The sequence below is a fragment of the Saccharibacillus deserti genome (assembly GCF_013618475.1).
Classification (GTDB): Bacteria; Bacillota; Bacilli; order Paenibacillales; family Paenibacillaceae; genus Saccharibacillus; species Saccharibacillus deserti.
Map to the genome: position 1 here is coordinate 84,784 of NZ_JABJVN010000002.1, position 17,366 is coordinate 102,149.

Here is a 17,366-nt window from a genome sequence, read left to right on the forward strand (position 1 = left end):
AAGACTTGGCGATTCCGCCGGGTTTGCCCGGAAGCCGTACGCGGCGGTCAGCCGACGGCGGGGAACGGGTTGTGCTTCAAACACACGAGTGTAACATAGCCGTCTTGTACCGATACAACGGCGCGGGTCGTACGGACCCCGTATAAGATGTACGAACAGCCGTTATCGCGCCGGCCTTCGTACTTGTCGATCCGCCTTGGGGCGCGGAGGAACTCACCCAGCATCTCATCGTCGAAATGAGCGCGTTCCATGTCCCGTTCCGCACGTTCGGTCAGCAGCAGCCGGTTTTGTTCCAGCGCCTCCTTCAAATGTGCCGCAATCACTTCCGAGTCCACTCCACCAGATTTGATCATCAGTAAGCCTCCTTTTGCTTTTCTGCGTTTTCGCTGTTTCGCTGTTGTGCTTTAATGAATGAATGAATTCTGCTTAGACTCTATTTTGCACAAAAAGGTTTGTTTCGTAAAGAAGTTTAATAAACCAGTAGTCAAAAATCGACAGAATTCTTCCGACTTACCGAGCAGATATGTCTATCCTGATCATGCCGAAAATAAAATTCAAACCGGCGGATGGGGGACGGTCGTTTGCTTGGTTGACGCTGGAGGCTTTTTTGTTTAAGCTGAAAACCGTCGTGCCGGTAAGGGTACGCTTTCGCCCGGAAGATGGGAACATCCTGCAATATTAACAATATTTTCACTTCTTCGGCGGATCGTTGTGCTATTCTCGTGTGCAAGGAGGTGTTCAAGCTGAACGGCATCGTGTTTTTGTCAGCCTCGACTTTTATCGTCTTGATGAGCGTTTCATACTTGATCTACAAGAAATATCCTTATCGGCAGGAACTGACTTATATTCCGTCCGGAGCAGCGCTGCTGGCAAGCTTTATGTTGATTTTTATGAGCTTCGATTTGTCCCATTTCGACGGGATGACCTTGAGCGGAATGAGCGTGGCGGTAGGACTGGCAAGCTTGGCCGCGTTTATGTGTTCGCCTTTGATCGATTACTTTATGCGCTACAGACAGCATTGACAAGAAGAGCCGGCGGGGATACAGTAGACACGTAACCAGACCCGCGTCTTCGGACGTCAATCGAATAATGCAATCCACTGGGGGAGCCGCGGCGCGGCTGAGACAAGAACGGTTCTTGGACCCTTTGAACCTGATCCGGCTCGTACCGGCGTAGGGAAGTGGAGACGGTCCCTTTCCTTGCGAATTTATTGTATTTGGCGTATAAACGGGAGCCGCTCCATTTCGGAGCGGCTTTTTTGCGTTCTTTTCAAAGCCTCCAGCTGCTTATTCGGGCGGGATCATCTATCGGAGGTGCATCATCCATGTCTTTTACCGAACAGCTTCGACGAGGGGCGGACCCGATTTACGAAGCGATCTTCGCTCATCCGTTCGTTCGCGGTATTGCGGACGGCAGTCTGAGCAAGCAGCAGCTGATCCATTATGTCAAACAGGATTTCGAGTATCTCAATGCCTACATGCGGATCTACGGGATCGCGATTTCCCGATGCGAGAAGCGCGAACATATCGAACTGTTCAACGAACAGATTTCTTTTATCCTCAACAGCGAGATCCATCCCCACCAAAATTTCTGCGATCGTGCCGGAGTGACTTATGAAGAACTGCAGGGATATCCGCTCGCTCCGTCGGCGCATCATTATACCCGGCATATGCTGAATGCGGCCTATGAAGGCACGCTGGAAGATATTCTGGCCGCGCTGCTGCCCTGCCCCTGGACGTATACGGAGATTGGACGGCGCCTGCTGGACGAAGTGAATCCGTCGCCGGACCATCCGTTCTACGACTGGATGCATTTCTACGGCGGCAAGGAAGCGGGCGTCACGGAGAAGATGCGGACCCTGCTCGACGAATGGGCGGAGCCGCTGGGCGAAGCGCGCAAGCGCAAACTGAAAGAACAGTTCGACGCGAGCTGCCGGCTGGAATATATGTTCTGGGAGATGGCTTACCGCTTGGAAGAATGGCCCGTTTAGCGCCGGCGGTCTGAAGCCCATGAACGAAGCAAACAAGGAGGTTGAACCCTGTGGAGAAAGAAATAGGCGGATTGTTGGATAAACTGCGCCGTGAGCGGCCGCTGGTCCATAACATCACGAATATGGTAGTCACGAACTTTACGGCCAACGGTCTGCTGGCATTGGGAGCGTCCCCGGTGATGGCGTATGCGCGGGAAGAGGTCGCGGATATGGCCAAAGTATCGGGGGCGCTGGTACTCAATATCGGGACGCTGACGGCCGAAGTGGTCGAGTCGTGTATCCTTGCGGGGCAGGCCGCCAACGAAGTCGGCGTACCGGTGGTGCTCGATCCGGTGGGAGCGGGCGCCACGCCGTACCGGACCGATTCCGCGCTGCGGATTCTGCGCGAAGTCCGGGTGGCTGTCGTGCGGGGCAATGCGGCTGAAATTGCCCATCTGGTCGGAGAAGTGCGGCAGATCAAAGGGGTGGATGCCGGGGAAGGCACGGAAGCGGCCGCGGTCGAACTGGCGGTGCGGGCAGCTGCGAAGCTGGGGACGGTCGTGGTCGTTACGGGGCGCGAGGATGTGATTACGGATGGAACATCCGGTTATATCATCTCGGGCGGCGACGAGCTGCTTGCAAGCGTCACCGGTGCGGGCTGTCTGCTGACGTCGGTCATCGGAGCGTTTGCGGCCGTAGAGCGGGATTGTCTGCAGGCCGGAGCGGCTGCGCTTGCGCTGTACGGCTCGGCTGCGGAAACGGCGGCCGCAGCCGCCGGCGGACGCGGGCCGGGCAGCTTCCAGATTGCGTTTCTCGACGCGCTGGCCGGATTGAACAGCTTGTCCGCGTCTTCCAATGCCGTGAAGAAGCTCCATGTTTCGCCGGTCATCGGCGGAGGCGCGAGATGACCGCTCCCCGGGCGCTGACGATCGCGGGTTCCGACAGTGGGGGAGGAGCGGGCATTCAGGCCGATCTCAAAACGTTCCAGGAGCTTGGCGTGTTCGGCATGTCGGCGATCACGGCGATCACCGTGCAGAATACGCTTGGCGTTCACGGCGTCTATCCGATGACGCCGGAAGCCGTAGCCGAGCAGATCGACGCGGTCGGTTCGGACCTCGGCGTCGATGCGCTGAAGACCGGCATGCTGCTGAACGCGGAAATTATCCGGGCGGCGGCAGGGCGAATCTCGGCATTCGGCTGGAAGCGGGTCGTCGTCGACCCCGTGATGGTTGCAAAAGGCGGAGCGGAACTGCTGCGCAGCGATGCGGTCCAAGCGATCCAGGACCATCTGCTGCCTCTGGCCCTGATCGTGACGCCGAATATTCCGGAAGCGGAAACGCTGTCGGGTATCCGGATTCGGACGATGGACGACAGGCGCGAAGCGGCGCGGCGAATCGCCGGCTGCGGAGCGGGAATTGTCGTGATCAAAGGCGGGCATGCCGAAGGGCAGGGGGAGGACAGCGGGATTGTAGTCGATCTGGTCTATGACGGACGGGATTTCGAGTCCTTGAGCGGGAGACGGATTCCGACCCGGCATACGCACGGTACCGGCTGCACGTTCTCGGCCGCTATCGCGGCGCGCCTGGCCGCCGGAGCGGAGCCGCGCGAAGCGGTGCGCACGGCGCGCGATTTTATCCAGGCCGCGATCGAAGACGCGCCGGCTCTGGGCCTGGGCGGCGGACACGGACCTACCGATCATGGAGCGTACCGGAAAAGGCGGGAAGCGCAGGTGAAGCGGTAGACGCAAAAAAAGGCGGACGAAATCGTCCGCCTTTTTTTGCATGCCGAAAATACCCGCGGCGGGATAGGCAGACAAAGTGCCGTCCGGGAGCGGGTGAGAATACGGTATTCGGGTAAGAAAGGCCCGGAGTCGAAGCATCCAGGATTATGTAGGCGAAAACGAAGCTGCGATGTAGGCAGTCGGGTGCATTATCCGGGCGGCGTGCGGCGGAAGATCAATCGAGAAACGTCAGAATCGAAGAATGCGACGGAGTGCTGTTAACGGCCAGCGACGCGGCATCGTGGCTCCACGTCCAGACGTTCAGCAGCAGCAGTGCGGCGGCAAGCGCGATCAGCCACTTGTTTTTGTTGCGGTTCGGCATGGGGTCCTCCTTTTCCTATAGATGACGGCATAAAATTAGTTCAATTTTTTTCTATTCTAAAGGAGGTTCGCGGCCAAAGCTATGATTTCCTTCTCTATTCTGCCGGAACGCACTAAAGTTTTAGGGACATGCCGTCTTCTTTGAGGAAAAGGGAAATGGAATACGTCACAGAAAGCTGTGCCGCAGATGCGGACTTTCGCAAGTCAGTTCTGCCGAAGCAGGGCATAGGCCGCGCCGACGACACCCGCCTTGTCTCCCAGCTCCGCAGCATGAAGACGGATTCCCCCGCTGCCGTAGACGGGCATGATCCGCCGCTTGATCTCGGCATTGATCCGATCCAGCAAAAATCCGCCCTGCGCGGAAATGGCTCCGCCGATTACGAAATCGCGCGGATTCAGCATATGAATCAGATTAACGAAACCCACGGACACGCGGTCGGCGTACTCGTCGACGATAGCCAGTGCCTGCCGGTCGCCTGATCTTGCGGCATCGAACAGCCGCCGCGGGTCGGCGGCAGGGGCTGATTCTTCCAATGTTCCTCCTGCAGCGGCCGCCGGGAATTCAGAAGCAAAGCGGGTGCCCGAACGCTCGGCAATCAGCCGCTTGAGCGCATTGACGGAAGCATAAGTCTCCCAGCAGCCGGATAATCCGCAGCTGCAGGGAATCCCTCCTTCCTGCATGACGATTTGATGCCCGAATCCTCCCGCGTAGCCGTCTTGCCCGCGTACAACGTTCCCGTCTGCAATCAGGCAGCCGCCGATACCCGTACCGAGCGTCACGCATACGAAATCGCGCAGTTTGAGCGAAGCGGCCGCGCCTCTCCAGCCCTCTCCGAGTGCCAGCGCATGCACATCGTTCAGTACGGCAGCCGGCAGCCCGGTTGCCGATTCCACCTCGGCCCGAAGTTTGGTGCCTGTCCAGCCGGGAAGATTGTCCGTCGCATAAGCGACCCTGCCGTCCGTATCGACAAATCCGGCCGTACCGATTCCGACGCCGACCGGCAGGAAGCCGCGTTCCCGCGCTTCCCGGTCCATTTCCACGCAGGCCTGTTGAAGTTTGTCCAGCAGATGCCGGCTGCCTTTTGCGCTTTCGGTCGGAACCGAGCGGAAAGAATGGATATCCCCTGCATGATCGACCAGCCCCATCTTGATCTGCGTTCCTCCCAGATCGATCCCCAGCACAATATTCGGTATACGATTTCCGTGCATGAGAAGCCTCCTTTTTTGCATCTTTATTCGCCGGACCGTCAGCTGCGCTTGAGTGCGTCCGCAAACCGCCGGGTCAGCGTATGCGGTCGCGTAATCGCCGTACCGACCACTACGGCGTAAGCGCCTGCCTGCAGCGCCGCCGCCGCAAGCTCGGGCGTATCGAAGCGTCCTTCGGCAATGACGGGCACCCGGCAATTTTCCGCCAGGCGCTTCACCAGTTCGAGGTCCGGCCCGGGTTCCTGCCTGCTGTAAGACGTATACCCCGACAGAGTCGTAGAGATCAGTTGGAATCCCATGGATTCGGCGGCTAAACCTTCTTCGAATGTGGAGATATCGGCCATTAGCAGCGGACCCGTTCCTGCCGAAGAGCCGTTTTCTTCTCCCGCTGCAGCAAGTTCTCCCGAAAATCTCCGGACTTCCTCAAGCAGCCGCTCCAGTGTGCCGCCGTTCGGCCGTGGGCGCGAAGTCGCGTCGAGAGCGACGATATCCGCACCGGCTGCGAACAGCGCAAGCACATCGCCGCTTGACGGCGTAATGTAGACTTCGGAGTCGGGAAACGACTTTTTCCAGATGCCGATTACCGGCAGCCCGCAGGCTTCCCGGATCGCGGCTGTGTCCTGCGGAGAATGGGTACGAATAGCGGCGGCACCGCCGTCCTGGGCGGCACGCGCCATGGCGGCCATATGATGGCTGCCGTACAGCGCTTCGCCGGGATAAGCCTGGCAGGAGACGATCAAGCCTCCTCGCAGTTGTTCCAATCGTTCATGCATATCGGATTCCTCCTTGAAAGGGATAGCTATGGGTCCAGTATAATTTTCACGAATCTAACATGTAAAGAAAAATATTTTCTAAAAAAACGGATAAAAAGAAAAAAATAAACGAAAAGCGTTTACATTCATTCGGACCTCTGCTAATTTATAGGCATGGATTTTGAAGATCCTGGATAGACAGAGCGGGACCCACTTAGCGAAGGAGGGACAAGCCGAATGAAATCGTATGACGTAATCGTGATGGGCGGCGGCGTATCGGGAGCCATGGCGGCCTGCGCAGCGGCAAGAAGCGGTGCATCGACACTGATCATCGAATCGCAGGGGTATCTGGGAGGGACGCTGACAGCAAACGGCGTCGGTCCGATGATGACGTTTCACGCGGGGGACAAGCAGGCGGTTCAAGGAGTAACGGATGAGTTGATCGAAAGGCTGAAAGCCGTAGGCAAGTCGCCGGGTCATATTTTCGATACGGTGGGCTATACCTATTCCGTTACGCCGTTCGACGCGGAAGCGATGAAAGTGGAACTGGAATCGATGGTACTGGAGAGCGGCGGAGAGATTCTGTATCATGCGATGCTTGCGGAGCCGCGTACCGAGAGCGGAAGAATAACCGAAATTTCGGTATGCAGCAAATCGGGAATCGAAGTGCTTGGCGCCAAAGTGTTTATCGATGCGACCGGTGACGGCGATCTGTCCGTGCGTTCGGGAGCAGCTTTTACAAAAGGGAGAGAATCCGACGGAGCGGCTCAGCCGATGACGCTCAATATGAAGATGAGCGGAGTCGATATCGCAAAGGTCAAAGCTTATATCCATGCCCATCCTGAAGATTTTCCGATCTACAAAGGGGATACTTCGATCATCGAGAAAGCTCCAAGGTTGTCGACCGCAGGGTTTGTAGGCCCGTTCAAAGCGGCGAAGGCCCGGGGAGAGATTCATATTCCGCGTGAAGACGTGCTCTTTTTCGAGACGAATACGCCCGGAGAAGTCATTTTCAATACGACACGTATTCTTGGCCACGACGGAACGGATGTCTGGAGTTTGAGCCGTGCCGAAACGGAAGGCCGCAGGCAGTGCCGGGAGTTGGAGCGTTTCGTCAAAACGTATATTCCCGGCTTTGAAAAGGCGGTTGTCGTCTCGACCGGCCCTTCGATCGGCGTGCGGGGTTCCCGGCAGATCAAAGGTCTCTATACGCTGAATGCCGACGATATTCTGAATCAGACCAAGTTCGGGGATGCGATCGCACACTCCGGTTATCCGATCGATATCCATAGTCCCGACGGCGAGGGTACCAACAGCCGCAAGCTCGAATGGGGCGGGATGTACAGTATTCCGTACCGCAGCCTGGTGACGGACAGCCTGTCGAATCTGATCGTGATCGGGCGGTGTCTGTCCGCGACATTCGAAGCGCAGGCGGCCGTCCGGACGACGCCGACAACGGGAGCGATCGGACATGCCGGCGGCGTTGCCGCCGCATTGGCGGCGGCAGGCGACGGCGATGTGCGCAACGTGGATATCGCTAGGGTGCAGACGCTGCTCAAGGAACAGGGTGCGTATCTGGAAGTTTGAACAGGCCGCAGCCAAACGCAAACAAGCCTTTTATCTCGATAGACAAAGGGGAAGAATTCGATGACGACATGGATGTGGGTACAAGCCATTGGCATTCTGCTGGTGTTTCTGCTCTTCGTGGGATTGATGATGGCACGCAAGATTCCGACTATTCTCGCTCTGCCGAGCATGGCCATTTTGTTCGCCGTGATCGCCGGCGTCCCGTGGACATCCGCCGATCCGGAAGCCGCGACGATCAGCGGGACGGTGCTGGCGCAGGGCGCCATGCGTCTGTCCACGGCGATCGCCGGCCTGATCTTCGGCGCCTGGTTTGGACAGATTCTCAATAAAGTCGGAATCACCAAGGCCATTATCCGAAAAGCCGCCGAGCTGGCCGGAGACAAACCGATTCTGATCGCCTTGCTGTTCTTTGTTACGGCTTCGATCATTTTCTCGGCTGCCAACGGGTTGGGCATGGTCATTCTGGTCGGGACTATCGTTATTCCGATCATGCTGACCGCGGGTATTTCCCAATTTGTCGCTTCGATCGTCGTTCTGGCCGCCGTCGGAATCGGCGCTTTGTTCAATGTGTCGACGTGGGCCGTTTATGTCGATGTACTGGGTCTTCCGGTTTCGACTATCGCCGATTATACCTTGATCGCAGCCGCTCCGCTGTTTGCCGTTAGTGTCGCGATGATCGTTTTCTATATCAAGCGCGGTGGACAAGGGCGCCGGGCCTGGGCGATGCCAAACGGCACGCCGCCGGGCGAAGGACGCAAAGTGCCGACGATCGCGCTGATCAGTCCGATCGTACCGGTATTGATGGTCTTTATTTTCAAAATGGATATCGTGCCCGCCGTCATTATAGGAGCGCTGGCTACCTTGATTCTGTCGCTGCCCAAGCGTCCGATCCATATTCTGTCCAGCGCACTCGTAGAAGGGATTCAAGATGTGGCCGGAGCACTTGCACTTATGATCGGGATCGGGATCCTGCTCAATTCCGTTATGGCGCCCCAGGTAACGGCCGTCATCTCGCCGCTGATCGAAAGTGTGCTTCCTGGCAGTCCGTGGGCTTATATCCTGTTCTTCACGATTCTGTCCCCGCTCGCGATCTACCGGGGACCGCTCAATGTATGGGGGCTCGGCAGCGGGATCGCGGCGCTGTTCGTGGGCGCGGGTATGACGCCGGTTGCCGCGATGCTCGCGCTGCGCGTCGTCAGCAATGTTCAGGCCGTATCCGATCCGACCAACTCGCATAACGTGTGGGTAGCCGATTTCACCAAAAGCGATATCAACGATATTCTCAAAAAGACACTGCCTTGGATGATGGTATCCGTACTCATCTCCATGCTGTGGGGAGCGTTCGTCGTCTTTTGAAAAGAGTGCCTGAGAGAGGAGAGGGCGTCATGTCCCGAAAAGTAAGGGTAGGGATCGATGTCGGCGGTACGTTCACCGACGCCGTCGTGCTCGATAATGAAACGTTCGAAATTCTGGAACAGATGAAAATTCCGACGACTCACCATGAGCAAGAAGGCGTAGCCCGCGGAATCGTTGATATTTTGCAGGCCGTTCTGGGCAGGTGCGGGGTTGCTCCCGAAGATGTGGTCTTTATCGCCCACGGCACGACCCAGGCGACCAACGCGCTGCTTGAAGGCGATGTCGCCGCAGTCGGGATCGTCGGGATGGGAACCGGCATGGACGGAATCAGCGCCCGCGGAGAATCCAATCCCGGACGAATCGAACTGGCGCCCGGCAAACTGCTGGAAATCCACCATACGTATCTCGATTCCAAAAATTTGACCGACGAACGGGCGGCTGCCGCCGTTGACGAGCTGCTTGGACACGGAGCGGAAGTGATTGTCGCTTCCGAAGCGTACGGCGTGGACGATCCGGGAGCCGAACTGCGCGTAATCGAAGCGGCCAACCGCAAAAGCGCATTCGCGACGGGCGGGCACGAGATTTCGCAGCTGTACGGACTCAAGACCCGAACACGCACCGCGGTGGTTAACGCCAGCCTCATTCCCAAAATGATGGAGACCGCGAACATGACCGAAAAGTCGGTCAAAGATGCGAACATCGCGTCGCAGCTGATGATCATGCGCTGCGACGGCGGCGTCATGAGCATTGAAGAAGTGCGCAAGCGGCCGATCCTGACCATGCTGTCCGGCCTTGCCGCCGGCGTCGCGGGAGCTTTGATGTACGAGAAAATTTCGGACGGGATTTTCTTCGAGGTCGGTGGAACGAGTGTCGATATCTCTGTGATCAAGAACGGAAAAGTCATGATCCAAAACGCTCAGGTCGGCGGGCACCGGACCTATTTGCAGTCGCTCGACGTGCGTACGCTCGGCATCGCCGGCGGCAGTATGATTCGAGTCAACGATCGGGAGATCGTCGACGTCGGTCCCCGGAGTGCGCATATTGCCGGGCTGGCTTACGAGTGTTTCGCCGATTCGGCCGAACTGGCCGACTGCGCGGTTTCGTTCGTCAGTCCGCGTCCGGGCGATCCGCAGGAATACGCGATCGCGAAGTCGGCCGGCGGCGATTTCTATTCCTACACGTTGGCCGGAGCGGCCAATCTGCTCGGTTACGTACCCGAAGGCGATTATGCGTATGCCGGACGAGACAGTGCGGCTGCGGCCTGGTCGGCACTCGGGTCCTACCTTGGCGTAAGCATGGAGGAAGCGGCGCGCCGGGTACTGGACCTGGCGATCGCCAAGACGATGAAAACGGTGAACGAAATGATTGCGGACTATGAGCTGGAGCGTTCTTTCATCACGCTGGTCGGAGGCGGAGGAAGCGGTTCGGTCCTTGTGCCGGCAATGGCGGAGAAAGAAAACCTGAAATGGAAAATCGCCGATAATGCGCCGTATATCTCTACCATCGGGGTTGCGCTGGCGATGGTCAAAGAGCAGATCGAGCGCACGGTCATCAATCCGACGGAAGAAGATATCAAACGGATTCGCGGCGATATTCTGGATAAGATCGTCCGTTCCGGAGCCAACGAAGAGACGGTTGAAGTTTCGATCGAGATTGATGCGCAGAAAAACGTGCTTCGGGCCATTGCTACGGGATCAACCGAACTTCGCTCAAAAGATTTGGCGCAGGCCGAACTCGGCGAGTCGGATATGCTTGAAATTGCGGCCGCATCGGTAGACGCGTCCGCGGAGAGCACACGGTTGAACGCCGCAACAGGAAGATGGAGTTTGTTCGTGGCCGAAGAACTCCGCAAAAGTTTTTTTGGTTTATTGAAAAAACGTCGAACTTCCGTCAGCGTACTCGATCGGGAAGGTGTCGTTCGCTTCAAGCAGGCCAATGCGCAGTATGGACTGTTCCGCAAACGCGATAAAGACGGAGCATTTATCGAGTTTCTCGACGACAGCACCATTTATTCCGACGCCAACGCGACGATTCCGAAAGTGTTTCTTTTTTACCGCGAAAAAATGCTGGATCTGACCGGCATGCAGACGAAGGATCAGTTGATGTCGATGATCGAACTGGAGACGGAGCGGCTCGAAGGCGAAGAAGAGTGGATCGCGGTCGCTTATCATTAATAAGCGCCGGGCCCCGGAAGGAGGAATGAAATGGGCGGAGTCAGGGACGAAGTGAACAAGGAATGTCTAGAAGGGTTGAAGGCGCAGACAACCGATTTTGCTGTGGGAGTCGATTCCGATAAAGCGCTCGGCCTGATGGAGCTCAAGCGGGATCCGCTGTACCGGCGTATTCCGGAAGAACGCCTGTCCGAATACGTGGAGCGGTCGCTGGAATTCGGTCGAAGCGCCGCGGCTGAAAAACAGGGCCGTTCGATCCGGGAGTGGCTGGAACAAGACGGAATTGCGGTCGAAACGGTCGGTTCGTCCGGAAGTTTATTTGGCACCGTGCTTCGCGCCCAGATCGATTGGACGGGGAAGGTGCCGAAGATCACCGTCTACCGGGAATCGATGAACCAGCTTGCCGAAGCCTCCGCCGCTTGGCCCCAGGCCTTCGGGAAGCTGAGCGCCGAAGCGGCCGAGGATATCCATCTGGCCCATGAATATTACCACTGGCTCGAGTATCGCAGCGGCTTGTTCACCGGGGAGCGTCTGGCTCCGGTAGAGACGTTTCGGTGGGGGCCGCTGCGCCGGAAAGTTTCGATTCGCCAAAGCGGCGAGATCGCTGCGCATGCTTTTGCGCAAAGCCTGCTGGAACTGCGGCATCTGCCGAATCTGCTCGACTATCTCTATCTTCTTCATAAAGGCGAACTGGATCAAAGCGCATTCGAGAAGGAAATGGAAAAATGCAGGGAGGCTTTGGGCGCCGGACGGCGGCATATGGTATAATGGGGCAATCGTTGATGTCGCAAGCGCGATTTGCGCCCGGTCCGCTTCGGATAGGGAGAACGGCGGGCGCTTCGCGCTGTGCAGGAGGACAAAACATGGCTCAGGAAGTACCGGCTGTCATCGCGAAAATCGTGTCGCTGCAGCAGAAATTCACTTACGGCGAGAATCAGATCGCCAATTTCGTTATTGAACACGCCGATTTCATTACCCGGCATACCATTACCGCGCTGGCCAACGAAATCGGCGTGTCCGAGACGAGTATCAACCGTTTTTGCAAAAAAATAGGGTTCAAAGGATTCAACGATTTCAAGATTGCCGTCGCGCAGGATTCATTCTACCGGGAAATGCAGACACGTAAAAAAGAACGCCGGGAAGTGACTCTGGTCGACGGCCTTGCGCTGGATTACAATGAGCTCATTGTCAGTACGTCGGCGATGATCGATGAACAGGAGCTTCTGCAGTTGGCCGAGATGCTCAAACACGCCCGCCGGGTGCATCTGTTCGGCATATTCGATTCTTTTCTGGCGGCGACTGCACTGAAGAATCGGCTGCTGCTGCTTGGCATTCATGCCGAGGCCGTCAACGACAGCCGGGCCATGAAGATCGTGGCTTCCCAATGTACGGCGGAAGATGCCGTCATCGCGTTTACCCGTTCGGGCACGACAGAAGAAATTGTGGAATCGATTGCTGCGGCCCGTGCCAATCAGGCGAAGACGGCTGCGATCACCTGCTATCATTCTTCTCCGGTAACGGAATCGGCTGCGATCAATCTTATTGTGCCGGATAAAAAGTCGGTAAGCAGCAGCGCCATGATGTCCAACCATATTACTTTTTTGTTTGTGGTGGACGCCGTAATGAGCCTGCTCATCTCTTCGGACAAGACCTATCTGAAAAAGAAGCTCGACAGCGAAGGGTTGATCTCCAACCGTTCACGGTTGAGCGACTACTATTAAGCCGGCTGCGCCGGCTTTTTTTGCGTGCTTGGTTAAACTCACGCATAATACCGCGCATTCTCTTTGGTCACCAGTTCCAGCTTGATTCTTTTCTCATCGGGAGCGGGCTGTTTTCTCGAGGAAAGATACTCGAACAGCGACTTGACGATCAGGTAGCCCTGGCTGAACGGGTCCTGGCAGATCGTGGCCGTGATTGCGTCGCGCTTCAGGCCTTCGCGAATGTCTTCGTTCATATCGTGCCCGATCAGGGCGACGCGTCCGGCCAATCCTGCCGCTTCGAGGTGGGAAGCGATCAGGTGGAGTTTGGCGCTCGCCACATAGAGGCCGTCCAGCCCTTCGAAATACCCGGCAAAGGTCTCGAACGGGGTGTCTTCTTCCGGACCGAGCTTTAACGGGGCACGCAGTTCGACATCCGGATAGCTGCCGATGACTTCGCGAAATCCCGTTACTTTCTGCTGCATTTGCAAATTGGTATACGACATGATCAGACCGACGCGGCCTTTGCGGCCTACGAATCGGCACAGGGCGTCCGCGGCCAGACGGCCGGCTACGCGATAATCGCATCCGATATAGAACAGACGGGAGCTGAGCGGCGAATCGCTGTTGAACGTGCCCACCGTCAGATTGCGGCTGACCGCATAGTCGATCACGTCGGTCATTTCCTGCGGATCGTTCGGAGAAATCGCGATCGCGTCATACTCTCCCGAATCGACCAATTCCAGCATTTTTTGTTTCTGATCGGTGAGATCGTAATCTTTGGAGCGGACGGAGCGGACCGTAAGACCCAAGTCGCGGTACTGCAAGATAGCGGCGTCGATGCCCGTCTCCACCCGGCTCCAGAATTCCCGGGGCAGCTCGGGGAAAGCGATAGCCAGGGAGATCCGGCGCCTTGTCGGTACGGAATCGTCCGGGAGAACGGATTCCCGGGGGACGGCTTGAGCGTTCTTTTTTTGGGGAAGGTTCATGGACCGGCTCCTTTCTCAAGATGAATCAAACGTCATGTCCCTAAGAATGGTAGCGCTTACCTGGTTTTGGTGAAAATGATAGACCATCCTGAAAAAGGTGTCAATTCCCAAAGCGGTTTGGACGCTGCTGCGGCCGGAGGCTACAATAGAAGCAGAGCCTTGGTGAAAGGCAAATTCAAGCCGAAGCGGAAGGGGCGGATCGGGTGGGAAAAGGGCGCAAGCTGTTTGTTACGGATATCCACGGCGAGTACCGCGGACTGATCGAGCTGCTGCGGGAAATGGAATATGACGCTTTTAGCGACCGGCTGACGGTAGGCGGCGATCTGATCGACCGCGGCCCGGACAGCGCGCTGGTCGTCCGTTATTTGCGCACGCTGCATCGGATGCATCCGGAGCGGGTAACGGTGCTGACCGGCAACCACGAAGAGATGCTCAAATGGTACCGCGCCGACAAAACCAACATGTGGCTGATCCACGGCGGAGCGGAAGCGTTGGCGAGCTTTGAACGCACCTTCGAGGACGAAGCGGAGGGTCGGGAGAATTTGAACTGGCTGTTGACGCTGCCCATGGTGGCCGAAGACGAGGAATATGTGTATACGCATGCCGGATTTGCGCCGGATCGGCCGCTGCACGAACAGAGCCGGGATATTCTCTGGATGTCGGAAAAAGAATTTTACGCGTACCCGTGCGATACGATTCTGCAGGCCACAGGCGGTCGCCCGGTTGTGCACGGACATACGCCCTGCGAGTTTATCTGTTTCGACGGAGCGCGGCTGAACTGCGATCTCGGCTCGCAGACCTATGCGATCCGGGAATCGCGCGCTCTGGCGCTGGTGGATCTGACCGGCGGCGAATATGCTTTGTACAACTGCGCAAGCACAGAAGTGACGCGCCGCACATGGCGAAAAGGCTGACGGAAGATTCCGTCAGCCTTTTCTTTGCGTCCCCTTAGGCGGAAGCCGCTTTTTTGCGGCGTTTGCGGCGCAGCAAAAAAGCGATAACCGCCGCGATTACGAGCAGCAGCACGGCGGAAGCCGTATAGACGATCCGGCGGATATTCGGAACCGTGAAGCTGAGTTCGATCCGGTTCTCGCGGGTTACGGCCAGATTCCAGGTTAGCGTCCGGCCGTTGCCTGAAATCTCGTCCGCGTTGTTGGCACCCGGCTTGAGCGGCAGCGTCAGCTTGAAGTCGAAATCGAATTCATTGTCGACGAATCTTCCCAGCAGGCGGGAACCGACCAGGCCGGTCAGCGACGAGCTTTCGCGGGGAATCAATTCGGGCGGATCGGCGATGACCACAAGATTGTGGGTGGTTGTAAACCACCCGGCTTCCTTGTTGTTTTGCACGGTAATGCCTTCCGGCATCTCGGGCAGGGTCCCGCCGTCGAGCTCCACTTTGCGCGAAGCGCTCAGACCCGCCTGTCCGTCTTGATGGATGGCTTCGGTTTCGAGTCCCTGCTTGCGCAGGCTCTCCGCAATCTGATCGGGCAGATCGCTCTGCCCGATCGTATCGAGCGCCGATTCGTCGATGGTCGCGTCCATCCGGATATCGGCGGTGCCGTCGCGGTTGACGGTTACATCGACCACGCCCTGGGCGCAGGCGGCAAGCGGCAGACACAGCGCGATCGGCAGAATCAACGCCGCCAAGCGGCGAAGCGGGCGGCGCGGCGCATCGGGGGATGAAGGTGTCGGCATATCTTTTTCCTTTCCGGGGCGGTAATGTCCCGTTTCGCTCAAGGCGTTGTCTCGCGCTCCAGCCATTCGAGATAAGCGAAAGCTTCCTCTGCGGACGAACCGCACATCTCGGGCGAAGGCGGAAGTCCGCCGCATACGTCCGGACGTTCGGGGCGGCCGAACAGCCGGCAGCGTCTGCGTTCGTCCAGCTGCACGCACGGCACGCCGGCCGGCTTGCCGCCGGGCATGCCGGGAATCGGCGAAGTGATGGAGACGGCCGTGCAGCAGGCGCCGCAGTCCGCGCGGCATTCGAACTCGGCTGTCATCTTATTGGATCTTCTCAGGTTCCGGATATTCTTTGCCCAGCGTGTCGACCGTTACGGTCTTCATCGTGGCGCCTTCGGCCGAAGTCGGTTTGTCGTTTCCGTCGACCGGCAGTGCGGCGATCGCTTGCACCACATCCATGCCCGCGGTTACTTTGCCGAATGCCGCATACTGTTCGTCGAGACTTGGCTGGTCGGCCAGCATGATGAAGAACTGCGACCCTGCGGAGTCCGGTTCGTTCGTCCGCGCCATCGACAGCACGCCTTCGGTGTGCAGCAGCGTATTGTCGAAGCCGTTCGACGTAAACTCGCCTTTGATCGCATAACCGGGACCGCCTCCGCCCGTACCTTCGGGGTCGCCGCCCTGAATCACGAAGCCGGGCACGATCCGGTGGAAAGCCACCCCGTCATAGAAGCCCGATTTGACCAGCGAAATAAAGTTGTTGACCGTATTCGGCGCGATTTCCGGATACAACTCGAGCTTGATGATGCCTCCGTTGTCCATTTCGATCGTGACGATCGGTTTGCCCTCGCTGCCCGGAGCCGGTTCCGGAGAAGCTTGTGTGCCGCTGTCCGTGCCCGGAGTTTCGGTCCCGGCCGGAGCGGACGCCTGAGGTGTCTTGCTGCCGCACGCGGCGAGTACGAGCAGTGTCAGCATCAGGAGCGCGGTCAGCGCGAACCGGAGCCCGACTCTCTTATTTCTGTACATGGATGTTGCCCCCTTGAAAGAATAATGGCGGTGATCTTGTACCGCCTTGCGTATTGCTGCATTTGATTATAGCACAGCCGCGTACGAACTCCATTGCGCCGCAGGTAAAATCTCTTTAAGATGAAAGAGAGAGGGGGACAACAGGTATGGAGTATCAAATTTTGTATCAAGGCGCTTTCCCGCTGCTGCAAGTTCAGCTCGAAAGCGGAGAGAGTATCAAAGCCGAAGCGGGGGCCATGGTATCGATGTCGCCGAATATCGAACTGCGGGGCACGACCGACGGCGGTCTTATGCGCGGTCTGGGCCGGATGCTCAGCGGGGAGTCGTTCTTCTTCCAGGAGCTGCTGTCGGTCGGCCGTTACGGCGAAGCGACGCTGGCGCCTTCCAGTCCGGGCGGCATCGAAGCCGTGGAGCTGGACGGGTCGTACAAGCTGCTTGTGCAAAAAGACGGATTTCTGGCCGGTACGGCCGGGATCGAAGTCAATACGAAAATGCAGAATCTCGGCAAAGGGCTGATGTCCGGCGAAGGGTTCTTCATCGTGGAGATCAGCGGCCGCGGGACGGTGTTCCTGTCTTCGTACGGAGGCATCCACGCGATCAATCTGCAGGCGGGCCAGGAAGTCGTCGTCGACAACGGACACCTTGTGGCTTGGCCGGATTACATGCAGTATGACATCGAAAAAGCGTCCAAAGGCTGGGTATCGAGCTTTACGAGCGGCGAAGGACTGGTCTGCCGGTTCCGCGGCGAAGGCGTCGTCCTGATCCAGACCCGCAGTCCCAAATCGTTCGGCGCATGGATCAGACCGTACATACCGGGAGGACGGGGCTAAAG

The 17,366-nt window shown here is 57.6% G+C and carries 19 protein-coding genes and 1 riboswitch; of the genes, 11 read left to right on the forward strand and 8 right to left on the reverse strand.

From position 1 onward, the window contains the following. Nucleotides 1-47 precede the first annotated feature (47 nt). On the reverse strand, nucleotides 48-353 hold the full coding sequence (locus tag HOP44_RS06470; protein ID WP_172199399.1) for a hypothetical protein: 306 nt from the start codon (nucleotides 351-353) through the stop codon (nucleotides 48-50). A gap of 306 nt (nucleotides 354-659) precedes the next feature. Between HOP44_RS06470 and HOP44_RS22995 the strand changes: the two genes are divergently transcribed. The 4 genes from HOP44_RS22995 (at nucleotide 660) to thiD (ending at nucleotide 3,710) form a co-directional block, all read left to right on the forward strand. Beyond that, on the forward strand, nucleotides 660-1,022 hold the full coding sequence (locus HOP44_RS22995; RefSeq protein WP_172251754.1) for a YesK family protein: 363 nt from the start codon (nucleotides 660-662) through the stop codon (nucleotides 1,020-1,022). 69 nt (nucleotides 1,023-1,091) lie between these two features. After that, nucleotides 1,092-1,196: riboswitch (TPP riboswitch) on the forward strand. A gap of 128 nt (nucleotides 1,197-1,324) precedes the next feature. Beyond that, entirely contained in the window at nucleotides 1,325-1,990 is a 666-nt protein-coding gene (gene tenA / locus HOP44_RS06480) for a thiaminase II (RefSeq protein ID WP_172251756.1), read from the forward strand. Between the two features lie 41 nt (nucleotides 1,991-2,031). Beyond that, a complete protein-coding gene (thiM, locus tag HOP44_RS06485; protein ID WP_172251758.1) occupies nucleotides 2,032-2,877 on the forward strand; it encodes a hydroxyethylthiazole kinase in 846 nt (281 codons plus the stop codon). After that, nucleotides 2,874-3,710, forward strand: coding sequence for a bifunctional hydroxymethylpyrimidine kinase/phosphomethylpyrimidine kinase (thiD, locus tag HOP44_RS06490; RefSeq protein ID WP_172251760.1), 837 nt, complete (start codon nucleotides 2,874-2,876; stop codon nucleotides 3,708-3,710). The genes thiM and thiD overlap by 4 nt, the downstream gene beginning before the upstream one ends. Before the next feature lie 214 nt (nucleotides 3,711-3,924). Here thiD and HOP44_RS06495 read toward each other — a convergent pair whose 3' ends face one another. The 3 genes from HOP44_RS06495 to HOP44_RS06505 form a co-directional block, all read right to left on the reverse strand. After that, nucleotides 3,925-4,071, reverse strand: coding sequence for a hypothetical protein (locus tag HOP44_RS06495; protein WP_172251762.1), 147 nt, complete (start codon nucleotides 4,069-4,071; stop codon nucleotides 3,925-3,927). A gap of 203 nt (nucleotides 4,072-4,274) precedes the next feature. Further along, nucleotides 4,275-5,279: an ROK family protein gene (locus HOP44_RS06500; protein ID WP_216667499.1), complete on the reverse strand. Its 1,005-nt coding sequence runs from the start codon at nucleotides 5,277-5,279 to the stop codon at nucleotides 4,275-4,277. Nucleotides 5,280-5,317: 38 nt separating this feature from the next. After that, complete coding sequence (locus HOP44_RS06505; protein WP_172251764.1) at nucleotides 5,318-6,049, reverse strand: N-acetylmannosamine-6-phosphate 2-epimerase; 732 nt, start codon at nucleotides 6,047-6,049, stop codon at nucleotides 5,318-5,320. A gap of 216 nt (nucleotides 6,050-6,265) precedes the next feature. Here HOP44_RS06505 and HOP44_RS06510 point away from each other — a divergent pair, with 216 nt between their 5' ends. The 5 genes from HOP44_RS06510 to HOP44_RS06530 all read left to right on the forward strand — a co-directional run bounded on the left by HOP44_RS06510 (nucleotide 6,266) and on the right by HOP44_RS06530 (nucleotide 12,863). Continuing rightward, complete coding sequence (locus tag HOP44_RS06510) at nucleotides 6,266-7,615, forward strand: FAD-dependent oxidoreductase (protein ID WP_172251766.1); 1,350 nt, start codon at nucleotides 6,266-6,268, stop codon at nucleotides 7,613-7,615. A gap of 60 nt (nucleotides 7,616-7,675) precedes the next feature. Further along, the gene (locus HOP44_RS06515; protein ID WP_172251768.1) at nucleotides 7,676-8,971 is read left to right on the forward strand and encodes a citrate transporter; all 1,296 of its coding nucleotides are present in this window, start codon (nucleotides 7,676-7,678) and stop codon (nucleotides 8,969-8,971) included. Between the two features lie 29 nt (nucleotides 8,972-9,000). After that, nucleotides 9,001-11,145 (forward strand): hydantoinase/oxoprolinase family protein, encoded by a 2,145-nt coding sequence (locus tag HOP44_RS06520; protein WP_172251770.1) that lies wholly within the window; start codon nucleotides 9,001-9,003, stop codon nucleotides 11,143-11,145. Between the two features lie 30 nt (nucleotides 11,146-11,175). After that, entirely contained in the window at nucleotides 11,176-11,910 is a 735-nt protein-coding gene (locus tag HOP44_RS06525; RefSeq protein WP_172251772.1) for a hypothetical protein, read from the forward strand. Between the two features lie 95 nt (nucleotides 11,911-12,005). Beyond that, the gene (locus HOP44_RS06530; RefSeq protein WP_172251774.1) at nucleotides 12,006-12,863 is read left to right on the forward strand and encodes a MurR/RpiR family transcriptional regulator; all 858 of its coding nucleotides are present in this window, start codon (nucleotides 12,006-12,008) and stop codon (nucleotides 12,861-12,863) included. Between the two features lie 38 nt (nucleotides 12,864-12,901). On the opposite strand, the gene HOP44_RS06535 is transcribed toward HOP44_RS06530, so the two are convergent. After that, the gene (locus HOP44_RS06535; protein WP_172251776.1) at nucleotides 12,902-13,828 is read right to left on the reverse strand and encodes a substrate-binding domain-containing protein; all 927 of its coding nucleotides are present in this window, start codon (nucleotides 13,826-13,828) and stop codon (nucleotides 12,902-12,904) included. A gap of 203 nt (nucleotides 13,829-14,031) precedes the next feature. Here HOP44_RS06535 and HOP44_RS06540 point away from each other — a divergent pair, with 203 nt between their 5' ends. Further along, on the forward strand, nucleotides 14,032-14,742 hold the full coding sequence (locus tag HOP44_RS06540; protein ID WP_172251778.1) for a metallophosphoesterase: 711 nt from the start codon (nucleotides 14,032-14,034) through the stop codon (nucleotides 14,740-14,742). A gap of 34 nt (nucleotides 14,743-14,776) precedes the next feature. On the opposite strand, the gene HOP44_RS06545 is transcribed toward HOP44_RS06540, so the two are convergent. From HOP44_RS06545 to HOP44_RS06555, 3 genes are read right to left on the reverse strand one after another with little or no spacing between them, the layout of a single operon-like run. Beyond that, on the reverse strand, nucleotides 14,777-15,523 hold the full coding sequence (locus tag HOP44_RS06545; RefSeq protein WP_172251780.1) for a hypothetical protein: 747 nt from the start codon (nucleotides 15,521-15,523) through the stop codon (nucleotides 14,777-14,779). 38 nt (nucleotides 15,524-15,561) lie between these two features. Then, nucleotides 15,562-15,828, reverse strand: coding sequence for a YkgJ family cysteine cluster protein (locus HOP44_RS06550; RefSeq protein WP_172251782.1), 267 nt, complete (start codon nucleotides 15,826-15,828; stop codon nucleotides 15,562-15,564). A 1-nt stretch (nucleotide 15,829) separates the two neighbouring features. After that, a complete protein-coding gene (locus HOP44_RS06555) occupies nucleotides 15,830-16,534 on the reverse strand; it encodes a peptidylprolyl isomerase (protein WP_172251784.1) in 705 nt (234 codons plus the stop codon). A 146-nt stretch (nucleotides 16,535-16,680) separates the two neighbouring features. Here HOP44_RS06555 and HOP44_RS06560 point away from each other — a divergent pair, with 146 nt between their 5' ends. Continuing rightward, the gene (locus tag HOP44_RS06560) at nucleotides 16,681-17,364 is read left to right on the forward strand and encodes a TIGR00266 family protein (RefSeq protein ID WP_172199369.1); all 684 of its coding nucleotides are present in this window, start codon (nucleotides 16,681-16,683) and stop codon (nucleotides 17,362-17,364) included. Nucleotides 17,365-17,366: the final 2 nt, after the last annotated feature.

What these genes read in the sequence shown, in the direction of transcription:
- HOP44_RS22995 (WP_172251754.1), top strand. Translation starts at nt 660, where the DNA reads ATGGGAACATCCTGCAATATTAACAATATTTTCACTTCTTCGGCGGAT.
- HOP44_RS06470 (WP_172199399.1), bottom strand. Translation starts at nt 353, where the DNA reads ATGATCAAATCTGGTGGAGTGGACTCGGAAGTGATTGCGGCACATTTG.
- HOP44_RS06515 (WP_172251768.1), top strand. Translation starts at nt 7,676, where the DNA reads ATGACGACATGGATGTGGGTACAAGCCATTGGCATTCTGCTGGTGTTT.
- thiD (WP_172251760.1), top strand. Translation starts at nt 2,874, where the DNA reads ATGACCGCTCCCCGGGCGCTGACGATCGCGGGTTCCGACAGTGGGGGA.
- HOP44_RS06500 (WP_216667499.1), bottom strand. Translation starts at nt 5,279, where the DNA reads ATGCACGGAAATCGTATACCGAATATTGTGCTGGGGATCGATCTGGGA.
- HOP44_RS06530 (WP_172251774.1), top strand. Translation starts at nt 12,006, where the DNA reads ATGGCTCAGGAAGTACCGGCTGTCATCGCGAAAATCGTGTCGCTGCAG.
- HOP44_RS06520 (WP_172251770.1), top strand. Translation starts at nt 9,001, where the DNA reads ATGTCCCGAAAAGTAAGGGTAGGGATCGATGTCGGCGGTACGTTCACC.
- HOP44_RS06545 (WP_172251780.1), bottom strand. Translation starts at nt 15,523, where the DNA reads ATGCCGACACCTTCATCCCCCGATGCGCCGCGCCGCCCGCTTCGCCGC.
- HOP44_RS06525 (WP_172251772.1), top strand. Translation starts at nt 11,176, where the DNA reads ATGGGCGGAGTCAGGGACGAAGTGAACAAGGAATGTCTAGAAGGGTTG.
- HOP44_RS06550 (WP_172251782.1), bottom strand. Translation starts at nt 15,828, where the DNA reads ATGACAGCCGAGTTCGAATGCCGCGCGGACTGCGGCGCCTGCTGCACG.
- HOP44_RS06560 (WP_172199369.1), top strand. Translation starts at nt 16,681, where the DNA reads ATGGAGTATCAAATTTTGTATCAAGGCGCTTTCCCGCTGCTGCAAGTT.
- HOP44_RS06510 (WP_172251766.1), top strand. Translation starts at nt 6,266, where the DNA reads ATGAAATCGTATGACGTAATCGTGATGGGCGGCGGCGTATCGGGAGCC.
- HOP44_RS06505 (WP_172251764.1), bottom strand. Translation starts at nt 6,049, where the DNA reads ATGCATGAACGATTGGAACAACTGCGAGGAGGCTTGATCGTCTCCTGC.
- HOP44_RS06555 (WP_172251784.1), bottom strand. Translation starts at nt 16,534, where the DNA reads ATGTACAGAAATAAGAGAGTCGGGCTCCGGTTCGCGCTGACCGCGCTC.
- tenA (WP_172251756.1), top strand. Translation starts at nt 1,325, where the DNA reads ATGTCTTTTACCGAACAGCTTCGACGAGGGGCGGACCCGATTTACGAA.
- HOP44_RS06495 (WP_172251762.1), bottom strand. Translation starts at nt 4,071, where the DNA reads ATGCCGAACCGCAACAAAAACAAGTGGCTGATCGCGCTTGCCGCCGCA.
- HOP44_RS06535 (WP_172251776.1), bottom strand. Translation starts at nt 13,828, where the DNA reads ATGAACCTTCCCCAAAAAAAGAACGCTCAAGCCGTCCCCCGGGAATCC.